This is a genomic window from Streptomyces sp. BE20, from assembly GCF_036322525.1.
Lineage (GTDB): Bacteria > Actinomycetota > Actinomycetes > Streptomycetales > Streptomycetaceae > Kitasatospora.
The window spans coordinates 24,640-38,801 of sequence record NZ_JAQYWW010001204.1 but is presented as its reverse complement, the minus strand read 5'-3'; the positions used below and the strand labels follow the sequence as shown (position 1 = coordinate 38,801).

Here is a 14,162-nt window from a genome sequence, read left to right as displayed (position 1 = left end):
CCCGGGGCGGTGAGTCGTGCCGTTCGCGTTCCCTCCCGCACCGCTCACCGGGGCGGCGACCACCACCGCCCTCGCGACGGCCGACCCGGCGTTGCCCGGGCCGCTCGCGGCTCTCGCACCGCTGCTGGAGCAGTACGGCTACCCGGCGGTGGCGCTCTTCGTACTGCTCGACAACTGCGGAATCCCGGCGCCGGGCCAGACCATCCTCGTACTGGCCTCCGTCTACGCCGGCACCGGGCACCTGAGCCTCGCCGCCGTGGTGGCGATCGCCTTCGCCGCGGCGGTGGTCGGCAACAGCCTGGGTCATCTGATCGGCGCCACCGGCGGACGCGCCTTCGTCCACCGGTGGGGACCGTACGTGCTGCTCACACCGGCGCGGATGGCGCGGGCGGACGGCTTCTTCGCGCGGCACGGCGGCAAGGTGGTCACGGTCGCCCGGTTCATCGACGGGCTGCGGCAGACCAACGGCATCATCGCCGGCACCACCGGGATGCCGTGGCGCCGGTTCCAGCCGTTCAACGTCCTGGGGGCCGCGCTCTGGGTGGGCGTCTGGTCCGCCTTCGGCTACCTGGCCGGCGCCAACATCGGGGCGGTGTACCGGACGGCGGTGCGGTACCAGCTCTGGCTGCTGGCCGGGTTCGGCCTGCTCGTCGCCGCGCTCGTGCTGCACCGGCTGCTCCGTCGACGGGGTCGCCGGGGGCAGAGCGGTGACGGCGACGGCGGGGGCGATGTCGGCGACGGCTCCGCACACCCCGGACACTCGGAGGAATGACCTGCCACTCCGCGGCGCGACCGGTCCCGGCCGGCCTTCCCGTCCCGGTTCGGCCGATTCGGTCTCGTTCGGACTCGCCCGGCCCTGATCCGACCGAATGCCGCTCCGAAAGCGAAATGTTCGGGGGTCGGGAAATCCGGCGGCCGGGGAATCCGGGGGTCCGATATCGAGGATTCCGGAGAGGACGCCCCCGTATCCGCCCGACCCGCCGGCAGCGGTATTCCTCCTGAGGAAGGAGGGATACCGCTGCTCGCCCTTCCGTCCGCCTAACGCAGCGGGAAGACCTCGAACGGGACGGCGAACCGGGTGCCCAGCCGGGTGCCGGCCGACCGCCCGAGACTCTCCAGGAATCCGCGCGCGTCGGCCATCGCGCCGCCCAGCCCGGCCAGGTACGCCTTGTGCGCCTCCAGCGAGGCGACGCCGTCGTCGAAGTGGTCGGTGGTGTCGACCGCGTGCCGCGAGTCCGGGGAGGCCACCGCCCAGACCTGGCGGACGCCCTCCCAGGGCTCGTGGCCCTCGGCGGTCAGCTCACGGAAGACCCACCGGTTGCCCGCGTCCCGCACCCCGTCCAGGGTGGCCCGGCCGACGGCGATGTGGTCGGCCTGGTTGAGGAAGACGCCGCCGTACGTCTCGCGGAAGTTGCTGGTGATGACGATGTCGGGGCGGTGGCGGCGGACGGCGCGGGCGATGTCGCGGCGCAGCGGCACCCCGTACTCGATCACGCCGTCCGGGTGGCCGAGGAACTCGACGGTGTCGACGCCGACCAGGGCGGCGGAGGCGATCTGCTCGGCCTCGCGCAGCGGGCCGCACCGTTCGGGCTCCAGGGTGTCGATCCCGGCCTCGCCGCTGGTGACCATGACGTAGACGACCTTCTTGCCCTGCGCCGTCCAGCGGGCGACGGCGGCGGCGCCGCCGTACTCCATGTCGTCGGGGTGGGCGACGACGACCAGGGCGGTCTGCCAGTCCTCGACGACGGGCTCGAAGGGCTCGGGTGCCTGCTGCTCGCTCATGGTGGGTGCTGCCTCTCCGTGGTGCAGGTGTGCGCAGGGATGCGTCCGGTGCGGTCGTACGGTCGCACCGGAGGCGACTCTAGAAGATCATCGGACCGCCCGGTGGGCGATGACGGCCTCCACGGAGTGGCGGCGCACGGACGGCCGGTGACAGGACGGCCGGTGACAGGACGGCCGGTGACGGAGCGACAGCGGACGAGGCCGTCACCGGTGTCGAGGACGACGCGACGGAGAGGGACGGCACGACGGCCTTGCCCCTGACCCGCGCGTCAGGGGTTACCGTCCCCGCATCTCCGCGGCGGACCGACCGCCGCGCGCCCTCCCGTTTCGGAGTCCGCCATGTCCCTCCCCCTGCCCACCACCGCACGCGAGGTCCGGCTCGTCGCCGCGCCCTCCGGCCTCCCCCGCCCCGAGCACTTCGCGCTGGCCGAGACGCCGCTGGCCGCCCCCGGCCCCGGCCAGGTGCTGGTGCGCAACCGGGCCTTCCTGGTCTTCCCCGGCCTGCGCACCCTGATCGGCGGCGAGCTGACGGACACTCCGCTGCCGTCGATAGGGCCGGGTCAGGCGTTGTTCGGTCCGGCGCTGGCCGAGGTCCTGGCCGTGGGCCCGGACCGGCCGGCGGACGGGGCGCTCCGCCCGGGCGACCTGGTCACCCACCTCCAGGGCTGGCGGGACCACGCGGTGGGCGACGCGGCCTCGTTCACCCGTGTGGACGGCGCCGTCCCGGACCCGCTCGCGCTGCTCTCCCCCGCGTCCGCCGGGTACGGCGCGCTGACCCGCTCGGCCGAGGTCCGCGCGGGGGACGTCGTGCTGGTCACGGGCGCGGCGGGAGCGGTCGGCACGGTGGCGGGGCAGGTGGCCCGGCTGCTGGGGGCGGCACGGGTGATCGGCACCACCGGTTCGGCCGCCAAGGCGAAGCGTCTGACCGAGGAGCTCGGCTACGACGCCGTCCTGGTCCGCGGCGCCGGGCCGTTCGCCGAACAGTTGGCGGCGGCCGCACCGGAGGGGATCGACGTGCTGCTCGACCTGGTCGGCGGCGAGCAGCTCACGGCCGCCGTCGACGCGGCCCGGCCGGGGGCGCGGTTCGCGCTGGTCGGGGCGCTCTCCGGGCAGATGGCGCCGGACCGCCGCGGCGGCAGCTCGCCGGCCGTGGTCGACAGCTTCCGTCTGCTGTCCCAGGGCGTCACCGTGCGCGGGTTCGCCGGGCTGCAGCACCCGGACCTGGAGGCGGAGTGGCGGCAGCGGCTGGGGGGATGGCTGCGGGCCGGCGAACTCGTCGTGCCCACCACGGTCGTGTCGGGCATCGAACAGGCGCCGTCGGCGTTGCCCCGACTGATCGACGGTGACGGCATCTTCGGCGCGACGATCGTCGAAGTGTAGCCATGGCGTGAGCGGGAGGACGGACGCGCATGAGGATCGGTGACGCCGCGGCGGCGGCGGGCACGACGCCCAGGGCCCTGCGGTTCTACGAACAGCGGGGGCTGCTGCCGCCGCCCGCGCGGACGGCGTCCGGCCAGCGGAGGTACGGGCCGGAGGAGGTGGCCCGGGTGCGGGTGATCCGCGAGCTGCTGGCGCTCGGCCTGACCGTCGAGGACGTGGCCCGCAAGGCTCACCGGCTTGCCCTGCTCACCGAGGACCCGCCGCGCGGCTGCCCGTCGACCGGCGACCGCGAGCCGGACACCTTCACCCCGGTGGTGCAGCAGCGGCTGGCCGCGCTGGACGCCGAGATCCGCCGCCTGACCCGGCTGCGCGACAGCCTGGCCCGGCATGCGAGGACGCGCGGCGCGGCTGAGCCGACGCCGGGTCAGGAGGCGGACGGCGCAGCGTAGCGGCGGCGGACGGGGCGCCGGGGGGTGATCGCCGGGCCCCGTCCCAGGGCCCGCCCGGAGCGTCCGCTCAACTTACAGAGACTTCTCTGCAGACACCTCTATGCAGAGAAGTCTCTGCACCTTAGGATTCCGGCATGCCCCCCGAGCAGCCCGGCGATCCCGGCTCCCCCGATGCCCGTCCCCCGGCCCCGTCACGACCCGCGGCAACCCCCTCAGCCCCTGCGGCCCCGCGCCCGCACCGCCGCCTCGACGCCCGCAGCCTGCGCGGACTGGCCCACCCGCTGCGGATGCGGATCTTCGAGCTGCTGAACCTCGACGGCCCCGCCACCGCCACCCTGCTCGCCGAGCGGCTCGGCGAGAACACCGGGACGGTCAGCTGGCACCTGCGCCACCTCGCCGAGCACGGGTTCATCGAGGAGGAGACCGGCCGCGGCACCAAGCGCGAACGGTGGTGGCGGCGGGTCCCCGTCCCCAACCGGCTCGACACCGCCGACTTCCGCGACGACCCGGAGAGCCACGGCCCGCTCTCCGTCTACCTCCAGGGGGTGGTCCGGCGCCTCTTCGACCGGGTCGACGAGTACATCTCCGAGGACTGGCCGGACGAGTGGCGCAACGTCGGCAGCATCTCCGACTGGAGCCACCTGCGCCTCGATCCGGCCCGACTCAAGTCGCTCAACGAGGAGTTGGCCGCCGTCGTCGAACGGTACGCCCCCGACCCGGACGCCGCACCCGACCCGGAGGCGCTGCCCGTCGTCGTCCAGCTCCAGTCCTTCCCCCGCCGTCCGCACGAGGCCGTCGGCGCCGGAGCTGCCGCCGGACCGACCGCCGCCGGACCGACCGCCCTCGGACCTGCCGGCGCCGAGGACGGCCCGCGCGACGGGCAGGAGGAAACCCGATGAGCGGCGCCCGCGGCGGACTCCTCCGCCGGCACCGCGACTTCCGGCTGCTCTGGTGCGGCGAGACCGCGGGCAAGTTCGGTGCCTCGGTGACCGGCGTGGCCATGCCGCTGATCGCCGTCACCGAACTGCACGCCTCCACCTTCGAGATCGGCCTGCTCAGCGCGGCCGCCTGGGCGCCCTGGCTGGTGATCGGCCTGCCGGCCGGGGTCTGGGTCGACCGGTTACCGCGCCGCCCCGTCATGCTGACCGCCGCGGCCGTCTCGCTGCTCCTGTTCGCGGCCGTCCCGGTCGCCGGGTGGTTCGACCTGCTGAGCACCGGCCTGCTGCTCGCCGTCGCGTTGCTCACCGGCACCGCGGCCGTCTTCTTCCAGACCGCCTACACCGCCTACCTGCCCGACCTGCTCGCCCCCGAGGACCAACCCGAGGGCAACGCGAAGCTCCACGGCAGCGCCTCCGCCGCGCAGATCGTCGGCCTGGGCTCCGGCGGCCTGATCGCCCAGCTGGCGGGCGCCGCCAACGGCATGCTCGCCAACGCCGCGACCTTCCTCGTCTCGCTGCTCTGCCTGGGCCGGATCCGGCACCGCGAGACGCCGGCGGCGCGGGCCACCGACCGCGCGCTCGGCCGCGAGGTCGCCGTGGGACTGCGGCTGCTCGCCGGGGACCGCTGGCTGCGCGCCCTGGCCCTGTTCGGCGCCTCCTCCAATCTGGCGCTGATGGGGTACCAGTCGATCCAGGTGGCCTTCCTGGTGCGCGAGGTCGGGCTCGACGCCGGCACGGTGGGCGGCCTCGTCGCCGCTGCCGGGAGCGGGGGCGTCGCCGGGGCGTTCGCCGCCCGCCGGGTCGCCGCCCGGACGGGCACCGCCCGGGCGATGGTCCTCTTCGAACTCGGCCTGCCCGTGCTCGCCCTGCTCATCCCCCTCACCAGCGGCGGCGCGGGCGTCCTCTGCTACGCCGTGGGCGGGTTCAGCGTCTCGGCCGGGGTGGTGGCCGGGAACGTCATCAAGTCCGGCTTCCAACAGAGTTACTGCCCGCCCGAGCTGCTCGGCCGGCTCACCGCCAGCACCGCCGTCCTCAACTTCGGCACCATCCCGCTCGGCGCCGTCCTCGCCGGCGTCCTCGGCACCACCCTCGGGCTGCGCCCGGCGATGTGGATCGCCACGGCCGGGGTGCCCCTGGCGGCGCTGATCCTGCTCCTGTCACCCGTCGGCCGCGTCCGCGACCTCCCCACCGGGCGCCGGACCGCCGACGGGGCGACCGCACGGCCGGGGGCCGCGGTCGGGGCCGCCGAGGAACCCGGCCGGCCCGCGCACCCGGCCCCGCCCGCCCGGCCCACCCGTACGGCGAACTGACCGTTCGTCCCACCCACCGGCCGGGGCCGGACGCCGGGCCGGACCACAGGCCGGGCGCCGGGCCGGGGGACAGGCCGGAGGCCGGGCCGGACGCCGGGCCGGACCACAGGCCCCGGTCACGCCCACCGGGCCCCGTCCGCCGACGGGCCGTAGGTTGGCTCCATGGCACGGCGCACCAGGGCCGCCCGGCTCACCCCTCCCAGCTGGCTGACCGCGGGACTGCGCCCGCACCCCGCACCCGTGCCCTGGGCGGCGGTGGCCCGCGCCTCGGTCGCGCTCTCCGCCCCGCTCGCTGTCGGCTTCGCGACCGACCGGCCCGAGTACGGCGCGCTGGTCTCGATGGGCGCGCTGTCCGCCGTCATCGGCGACACCGCCGACGCCTACCGGATGCGGGTCTTCAACATCGCCGTGCCGCAGCTCTTCGGCGCGGTCGGGGTGACGCTCGGCACCCTGGTGTACGGCGAGGGCTGGCCGGCGGTCGTGGTGCTGACCGTGGTCGCGCTGGTCTCCGGGATGATCTCCTCGATCGGCGCGGTCGCCTCCGTCTCCGGGCTGCTGCTCCTGCTCAACGCGGTCGTCGGGGCCGGCCTGCCGATGCCGCAGCCCTGGTGGAAGGCCCCGCTGCTGCTGAGTCTCGGCGGGCTGGTGGTGCTGGTCCTCACGCTGTTCGCCTGGCCGCTGCGCGGCGGCGTGCCGGAGCGGGAGGCCGTGGCCGGCACGTACCGGACCGTCGCCGGCTTCCTGCGCGCCGCCGGCACACCGGCGCACGACGAGCGGCGGCAGGCCGTCACCCAGTCGCTCAACGGCTCGTACGACCTGCTGCTCGCCCACCGCACCCGCCGGCACGGCCGCTCCCCCGGGCTGGCCCGGCTGGTCGCGCGGCTCAACGCGGTGATCCCGATCGTGGAGGCGGCCTCCGCCGCCAAGCTCCGCCCGACCCGGCTCGGACCGCTTCCGGAGGCGTACCCGGCGGCGGTCCTGACCCTGGCCGACGCGATCGGACAGGGCTCCGCCGCCGTGCCGGCCGACCTCGGTCTGCCACCGCCGACCGGGCCGTCGGAGCGGGCCCTCGACCAGGCGCTCCGGTACGCGGCGGCCGTCGTCGCCGAACCCGTGCCCGACCCGCGCGGCCCGCACCGCTCCACCCCGCACGGACCGCACCACGCCGCACCCCCCGCGCCCGACCCGTCCGACGCGGTCCACCCACCCGACCCGCTCGGCCGGCCGGCCGGCCCGCGGGTCCGACTCCGGCGCACGGCCCGGGCGGCCCTGCTCTCCGGTGCGTCCTGGCGGTACGGGCTGCGGCTGGCCCTCTGCATCGGCCTCGCCCAGGCGGTGGTCTCGGTTCTGCCCGTACCGCGCTCGTACTGGGTCGCGCTGACCGTCACCTTCGTCCTCAAACCCGACTTCGGCTCGGTGTTCTCGCGGGCCGTGCTCCGCGCGCTCGGTACCGCCGCCGGGCTCCTGATCGCCGCCCCGGTACTCGCCGAGGTGCCCATCGGCTGGTGGGACGTGCCCACCATGGCGCTGTTGGCGACGCTGGTCCCGGCCGTCTCCGCGAAGGGCTACGCGTTCCAGACGGCGGCCATCACCCCGGTGATCCTGCTCCTCTCCGACCTGCTGAACCACCAGGGCTTCCGGCTGGTCCTGCCCAGGCTGTACGACTCGCTGATCGGCTGCGCGATCGTCCTGGTGGCGGGCTACCTGTGCTGGCCCGAGTCCTGGCACACCCGGATCGGCGACCGGCTGGCCGACGCGGTCGGGGACACCGCCGCATACGTGGCGATGGCGTTCGCCGCCGGGCCCGGCCGGGACCAGACGTCCCGGCTGCGCCACCGGCGGCGGCTCTACCGGGACCTCTCGGCGGTGCGCTCCGAGTTCCAGCGCGCGCTCACCGAACCGCCGCCCACGGCGACGCGGGCGGCGGCCTGGTGGCCGCTGGTGATCGCCGTGGAGCGGGTCGTGGAGGCCACCACCGCGACCCGGGTCCGGGTCGAGCACGGCGAACCGGCGCCGCCGTCGGCCGGGGTCGGCGCGATCACCCGCGACCTGGACGCGCTCGCCACCGCCCTGCGGACCGGCACCGCGCTGCCCGGGAGCACCGGTCCGGCCGACAGGTCCGAGCCTCCCGGATCGTCCGGGCCGCCCGAGGACGCGGCGCCGCAGGATACGGACGACGTGCTCGGCCCGCTGCGCCGCGAGGTCCTGGCGGCCCGCGCGATCGCCTCTCCCGTGCTGCGCTGACACTCCCGCCCGCCCCCGGCGCCCGCCCGCGCCCGCCCCGGACCGGGCCCGCTCAGTCCAGCCCCACCCGCGCGGCCTGCCGCTCCCGGTGCCCCCCGCCGTCCTAGATCCGCCGCCACGGCCGGTCCGCCTCCAGCGCGAACCCCAGCTCCAGCAGGACCCGCTCCCCGCCGTGCGCCGCCGACAGGTGCACCCCGATCGGCAAGCCGTCGGCGGTGGCCCCGGCCGGCAGCGCGAGCCCCGGGCCGCCGGTGACGTTGTTGACCGGCGTGAACGCGACGTACCGGACCAGCCGGGCCATCAGCTCGTCGAACGCCACGTTCGGGCTCAGGTGCCCGATCGGCGGTGCGACGTGCGCCAGCACCGGCGAGAGGACCACGTCGTACGCGTCGAACATCGCCGTGTACGCCTGCTCGGCCCGGCGGAGGCGGCGCAGCACGCCCGGGGTCCGCGTGAACTGGCGGTGGAAGCTGCGCCGGAGCCCGGTGGTGAGGCCGTCCAGCTTGCGCGCCTGGAAGCTCGGGTCGAGCGCCAGCTTGCCGGTGGTCGCGATCAGGAAGGCGATGTACCCCCAGTACATGGTGAAGTCGCGGGAGAACTCCTCGCCGAACGGCAGGGTGGCCGGGGTGACCTCGTGGCCCATCGACGCCAGCCGGGCGGCCGTCTCCTCGACCGCCGCCCGGGTCGGCCCGTCGGTGACGGCGAGCGGGGAGTCGACGACCAGGCCGACGCGCAGCGGACGGTCGCCCGGCCCCTCGACCAGGCCGAGCGGGGGCAGTGCGGGGTTGCGGTGGTGGCGTTCGGCGGCGGCGAGGAAGGCGGCGGTGTCGCGGACCGAGCGGGTCAGCACGCCGTCGGTGATCAGGTCGATCGGCAGCAGGCGGCCCTGACCGTTGGCGACCATCCGGCCGCGTGTGGGCTTGAGCCCGACCAGGCCGCAGCAGGCCGCCGGGATCCGGATCGAGCCGCCGCCGTCGTTGGCGTGCGCGATCGGGACGACGCCGGCGGCGACCAGGGCGGCCGAGCCGCCGGAGGAGGCGCCCGGGGAGTGCGAGGGCCTCCACGGGTTGCGCACCGGGCGGGCCTCGGCGAACTCGGTCGAGGCGTTGAGGCCGAACTCCGGCAGCCGGGTCTTGCCCAGCACCGACAGGCCGGTGCTCAGGAACTGCTCGGCGAAGCCGGCGGTGCGGCGGGCGGGCTTGGCCCGGAACGCCGAACTGCCCTGGCCGGTGGGCATGCCGCGCAGGTCGACGTTGTCCTTGAGGTAGCTGGGCACGCCGTGGAGCGGCGCGTCCCGGTCGGCGCCGGCCGCCGTGTGCGGCCGTTCGTACGAGGCGAACGCGACCGGCGCGAGGGCCGCGTCGATCCGCTCGGCGCGCGCGGCAGCAGCGGCCGCCAGCTCCGCCGGACTGACCTCGCCGGCCCGTACCAGCGCCGCCAGCGCCACCGCGTCGTGCTCGCCCAGCGCGTCGTCCCCGAACGCGTGCACCCGGTCGTCGGCCATCCGGACTCCCCATCCCTACCAGTCGGTAATACCGCGCGAGCTGAGCAGTCTAGGGCTGGCGGGCCCCGTGGGACACCCCCACGAGAGGTGTCCCACGGGGGTGCCCCACAGGGGGTGTCACGAGCGACAGCCGGGGCAGACGGGGGGAGAAGCCCGAAGGGCGGGGCGGCTTCGCGGCGGCCGACCGGAGATCCGCTCCGGGCACGATCGCGCCGCACCACCCGTTCGGCCCTCCGACTGCCCAGGACCGACAGCCGGCGCCGCCCGGCAGCCCGCGCACCATCGAAAGCTGGTCACCGCATGCTCGACTACGACGACACCGGATTCCGCCGCGACGGCGCGCCGCACCGCATCGTTTCCGGTGCCCTGCACTACTTCCGCGTCCATCCGGACCTCTGGGACGACCGGCTGCGCAGACTGCGTGCCCTCGGTGCGAACACCGTGGACACCTACATCCCCTGGAACTTCCACGAGCTCCCCTCGGGCGAGGTGGACTTCACCGGCTGGCGGGACATCGCCCGGTTCGTCCGGCTGGCGCAGACGCACGACCTGGACGTCATCCTCCGCCCCGGCCCGTACATCTGCGCCGAGTGGGAGTTCGGCGGTCTGCCGGCCCGGCTGCTCGCCGCCGGCGGGATGCGGCTGCGCAGCTCCGACCCGGCTTTCCTGGCCGAGGTGGACGGCTGGTTCGACGCCCTGGCACCCGAGTTGCTGCCCCTGCTGGCCGGCCGGGGCGGCCCGGTGGTCGCGGTCCAGGTCGAGAACGAGTACGGCAGCTACGGCAACGACGCCGCCTACCTGGCGCACCTGCGGGACGGCCTGGTCACGCGCGGCGTGGACTGCCTGCTGTTCACCACGGACGGCTCCGAGGACTACATGCAGCAGGGCGGCGCGATCCCCGGCCTGCTCGCCACCGCCACCTTCGGCTCCCGAGCCCCCGAGCGGTTCGAGGTGCTCCGCCGCCAGCAGCCCCAGGGCCCGCTCGCCGCGATGGAGTTCTGGATCGGCTGGTTCGACCGGACCGGCGAGCCGCACCACGTCCGGGACGCCGAGGAGTCCGCCCGCTCGCTGGACGAACTGCTCGCCACCGGCGCCTCGGTCAACCTCTACATGGCGCACGGCGGCACCAACTTCGGCTTCTGGGCCGGTGCCAACCACTCGGGCGCGAACCCGTACGACTCCGGGTACGAGCCGACGGTCACCAGCTACGACTACGACGCGCCGATCGGCGAGGCGGGCGAGCTCACGGAGAAGTTCCACGCCCTGCGCGCCGTGATCGGCCGGTACGTGCCACTGCCCGAGGGTGAACTCCCCGATCTCCCGCCCCGCCTGACGCCACGCCAACTCGACCGTCCGACCGGCCGGGCCCGCCTGCTGGACTCCCTCGACGCGCTCTCCGCCCCGGTACGCCGGGCCGCGCCCGAGCCGATGGAGAACGTCGGCCAGTCCCTCGGACTGATCCACTACCGCACCCACGTCCCCGGTCCGCGGCCCGCCATGCCGTTGCGCATCGACGGCATCGGCGACCGCGCCCAGATCTTCGCCGACGGCCGCCCGATCGGTGTCCTGGACCGCAACACCCCGGGCGAGACCGTCCCGCTGGAGACCGGCCCGGCCGGCGTGACCCTGGACATCCTGGTCGAGGCCCTCGGCCGGACCAACTACGGCCCCCAGATGGACGACCGCAAGGGCATCGGCCGCGGCGTCTCGCACGACCGGCAGCGGCTCTTCGGCTGGGAGATCCGCCCGCTGCCGCTCACCGACCTCGACGCCCTGGTCTTCGACGGGACCACCGGGGTGGACGACGGCGACCCCGCCTTCCACCGCTTCGAGACCGACCTCGACGCCCCGGCCGACGCCTTCGTCGCGCTCCCCGCCTGGGGCCGGGGCCTCCTCTGGCTCAACGGCTTCCTCCTCGGCCGCTACACCCACGAGGGGCCGCAGCGCACCCTCTACGCCCCCGGCCCGCTCTGGCGCGCCGGCCGCAACACCCTGGTCGTCCTCGAATTCGACCGTCACGGCGAGGTCCTGGAGCTCCGCGACCGGCCCGACCTCGGTGACACCACCCGCGCCCCCAGCGCCGACTACTGACCCCCGGCCCCTGCCGGGGTCGCCGCGGGTCGGCCGGGTGCGGTCCGCGTCCGGCCGCCCTCGGGCCGAGGGCGGCCGGACGGCGCGGAATCTCCCCGTCCGCCCCGGAATCACTCCACCCCCGCCGTGGTTGACGGAGCGGCAGGCCGGTGATCACGGCCTGCGGTCGCCGTCCGAGGGGGAACCATGTCCAGCAGCACCGGTGTGAGCGGGAGCGTCGCGCCCGGGTTCGAGGAGGTACGGGCGGAGTTCGCCGCCGTCGTCGCCGAGGAGCCGGAGGGCGGCGGCGCACAGCTGGCCGTCCACCTGGACGGACGGCGGGTGGTGGACCTCTGGGCCGGCGAGGGGGTGTCCGGCGATTCGCTGTTCGCCCTCTACTCCTCGGCCAAGGGCGCGGCGCACCTGCTGGTGGCGCTGCTCGTGCAGGAGGGCGTGCTGCACCTCGACGAGGAAGTGGCCCGGGAGTGGCCGGAGTTCGCCGCCGAGGGCAAGGCCGGAATCACCTTGCGGCAGCTGCTGGAACACCGGGCGGGGCTGATCGGCGTCGACGGCGGGTTCACCTCCGAGGAACTGGCGGACGACCGCCGGCTCGCCGAACGGCTGGCGCGCCAGAAGCCGTTCTGGGAGCCCGGTACCGCCTACGGCTACCACGCCTTCGTGATCGGCGCGCTCACCGGCGAGGTGGTCCGCCGACGGACCGGCCGTTCGCTCCAGGAGCTGTTCGAGGAGCGGGTCAGGGCGCCGTTCGGGCTGGACTTCCATCTCGGGCTGCCCGCCGAGCTGGAACCGCGTTACCTGCCGGTGCGGCCGGCCCGTCCGGCCCCGGGGCGGCAGGCCGACGGGCCCGCGCCCGACAGCATCACCGGGATCGCCTTCAACCTGAACGCCGCCCCGCCCACCGATCTGGTGGAGTTCGCCAACACCCGCTCGGTCCGCGCCCAGGGCCCGGCCTCCTCCGGCGGGGTGGGCAACGCGCGCGGGCTGGCGGCGATGTACGCGGCGGCGGCGCACGGCCTGGACGGGCGTCCGCCCCTGCTCACGGCCGGGACGATCGCCGAGTTCGGTCCGGTCCGCACCCGCGGTACCGACCTGGTGACGGGCGAGCAGGACCACTTCGGCCTCGGCTTCGAGGCCCAGAGCTCCCGCTACGCGTTCCTCGGGCCGGAGTCCTTCGGGCACAGCGGCGCGGTGGGCGCCCAGTCGTTCGCCGACCCGCGCAGCGGTGTCGCCTACAGCTACACCCGCCGCAGCTTCAGCGCCGGTGGCGGCGGCGGTGCTGCCGAGAACCACCGCCTGGCCGCAGCGGCCGTACGGGCCGCGGCGGTCTCCCGGACCGACGCCGCGCGCAGCGGCACGGTCGGCTGACCGGCGGGCCGGGCCGGGGCGGACGAGCCGGGGCCGGGGGAGCGGCCGGGCCGGGGCGGGCGGGCCGGGCTCCGCGGGCGGTCGGGGTAGATTGCCGGGACTCCCCCGCCCCGTCCCCAGGAGCCCCGCGTGCTCGACACGACCGACGCCGCCCTCGTCCACGAGCTGCAGCGGGACGGCAGGGTCAGCTACCAACGGCTGTCCGAGCTGCTCGGCATCTCGCGCGAGGCGGCCCGGGCCCGGGTGCAACGGCTGCTCCAGCGGGGCGAGGTGCGGATCGTCGGGATCGTGCCGCCCTCGGTCGCCGGCATCGAGACGGTGGCCCACGTGTCACTGGACGTGGCCGGCCCGGTCCGGGCGGTGGCGGCGATGGCCGCCGGGCGCCGGGCGGCCAGCTTCGTCTCCTGCACGGCCGGCCCGCAGAGTGTGATCACCGAGGTCCGGGTCGCCGACGAGGGCGCGCTGGAGCGTGAGTTCGCGGCGCTCCGGGCGGTTCCCGGCGTCCGGGGGCTGGAGGTGTTCCGGTGCGCCGAGCTGGTCCGGGACGCCTACTCCCCCGTGGTGGCGGGCGTCCGGGCGGGGCCGCCGCCCGAGCTGGACACCACGGACCGGCGGCTGCTCGGGATGCTTCAGCTGGACGGGCGGGCCAGTTTCACCGCGCTGGCCGAGCGGATCGGCCTCTCCCAGCCGGCCACCCGGGCGCGGGTGCTGCGCCTGCTGGAGGTGGGCGCGGTCCATGTGACCGGGCTGGTGGAGTCGCGCGCACTGGGGGTGCGGGAGGCGGCCGGGGTCGGTCTGGGCGTACGGGGGCCGGCCCGGGCGGTGGCGGAGGCCGCCGCCGCGCTGCCGGGGGTGAACTACGTGGCCTCCGGCTACGGCCGGTTCGACGTGGTCTGCGGTCTCGACGCGCCGGACCGGCCCGCGCTGTTCACGGGCCTGGAGGCGGTGCGCGCGCTGCCCGGCGTGACCCGCTCGGAGACGTGGGTGCACCTGGACATCGTGAAGGAGTCCTACACCTACGATCTACCCATCGACCAGGCGATCGGATCGCCCGGGACGCCACTGCGCGAATGATCCGCCGGACATCTTGCAAGTAGCA

11 protein-coding genes are annotated in these 14,162 nt (G+C 75.6%); 9 read left to right on the top strand and 2 right to left on the bottom strand.

Translation table 11 applies throughout. The features are described 5' to 3' along the window. The first annotated feature begins 16 nt into the window (after positions 1-16). Positions 17-772 (top strand): DedA family protein, encoded by a 756-nt coding sequence (locus tag PUR61_RS40985; RefSeq protein ID WP_329885045.1) that lies wholly within the window; start codon positions 17-19, stop codon positions 770-772. Between the two features lie 266 nt (positions 773-1,038). On the opposite strand, the gene PUR61_RS40980 is transcribed toward PUR61_RS40985, so the two are convergent. Continuing rightward, positions 1,039-1,782 carry a PIG-L deacetylase family protein gene (locus PUR61_RS40980; RefSeq protein WP_329885044.1) on the bottom strand — a complete coding sequence of 248 codons (744 nt, stop codon included), beginning with the start codon at positions 1,780-1,782 and terminating at the stop codon, positions 1,039-1,041. A gap of 339 nt (positions 1,783-2,121) precedes the next feature. Between PUR61_RS40980 and PUR61_RS40975 the strand changes: the two genes are divergently transcribed. From PUR61_RS40975 to PUR61_RS40955, 5 genes are all read left to right on the top strand, one after another. Next, complete coding sequence (locus PUR61_RS40975; RefSeq protein ID WP_329885043.1) at positions 2,122-3,162, top strand: MDR family NADP-dependent oxidoreductase; 1,041 nt, start codon at positions 2,122-2,124, stop codon at positions 3,160-3,162. A 29-nt stretch (positions 3,163-3,191) separates the two neighbouring features. Next, complete coding sequence (locus tag PUR61_RS40970; RefSeq protein ID WP_329885042.1) at positions 3,192-3,611, top strand: MerR family transcriptional regulator; 420 nt, start codon at positions 3,192-3,194, stop codon at positions 3,609-3,611. 134 nt (positions 3,612-3,745) lie between these two features. Then, positions 3,746-4,510, top strand: a complete 765-nt coding sequence (locus PUR61_RS40965; protein WP_329885041.1) for an ArsR/SmtB family transcription factor — start codon at positions 3,746-3,748, stop codon at positions 4,508-4,510. Then, positions 4,507-5,859 (top strand): MFS transporter, encoded by a 1,353-nt coding sequence (locus PUR61_RS40960; protein ID WP_329885040.1) that lies wholly within the window; start codon positions 4,507-4,509, stop codon positions 5,857-5,859. The genes PUR61_RS40965 and PUR61_RS40960 overlap by 4 nt, the downstream gene beginning before the upstream one ends. Before the next feature lie 162 nt (positions 5,860-6,021). After that, a complete protein-coding gene (locus PUR61_RS40955) occupies positions 6,022-8,103 on the top strand; it encodes an FUSC family protein (RefSeq protein ID WP_329885039.1) in 2,082 nt (693 codons plus the stop codon). A 103-nt stretch (positions 8,104-8,206) separates the two neighbouring features. On the opposite strand, the gene PUR61_RS40950 is transcribed toward PUR61_RS40955, so the two are convergent. Next, positions 8,207-9,607: an amidase gene (locus PUR61_RS40950; RefSeq protein ID WP_329885038.1), complete on the bottom strand. Its 1,401-nt coding sequence runs from the start codon at positions 9,605-9,607 to the stop codon at positions 8,207-8,209. A gap of 300 nt (positions 9,608-9,907) precedes the next feature. Between PUR61_RS40950 and PUR61_RS40945 the strand changes: the two genes are divergently transcribed. The 3 genes from PUR61_RS40945 to PUR61_RS40935 all read left to right on the top strand — a co-directional run bounded on the left by PUR61_RS40945 (position 9,908) and on the right by PUR61_RS40935 (position 14,137). Continuing rightward, entirely contained in the window at positions 9,908-11,698 is a 1,791-nt protein-coding gene (locus PUR61_RS40945; protein ID WP_329885037.1) for a glycoside hydrolase family 35 protein, read from the top strand. Between the two features lie 186 nt (positions 11,699-11,884). Beyond that, entirely contained in the window at positions 11,885-13,063 is a 1,179-nt protein-coding gene (locus PUR61_RS40940; RefSeq protein ID WP_329885036.1) for a serine hydrolase domain-containing protein, read from the top strand. A gap of 129 nt (positions 13,064-13,192) precedes the next feature. Next, complete coding sequence (locus tag PUR61_RS40935) at positions 13,193-14,137, top strand: Lrp/AsnC family transcriptional regulator (RefSeq protein WP_329885035.1); 945 nt, start codon at positions 13,193-13,195, stop codon at positions 14,135-14,137. The last annotated feature ends 25 nt before the right edge of the window (positions 14,138-14,162 follow it).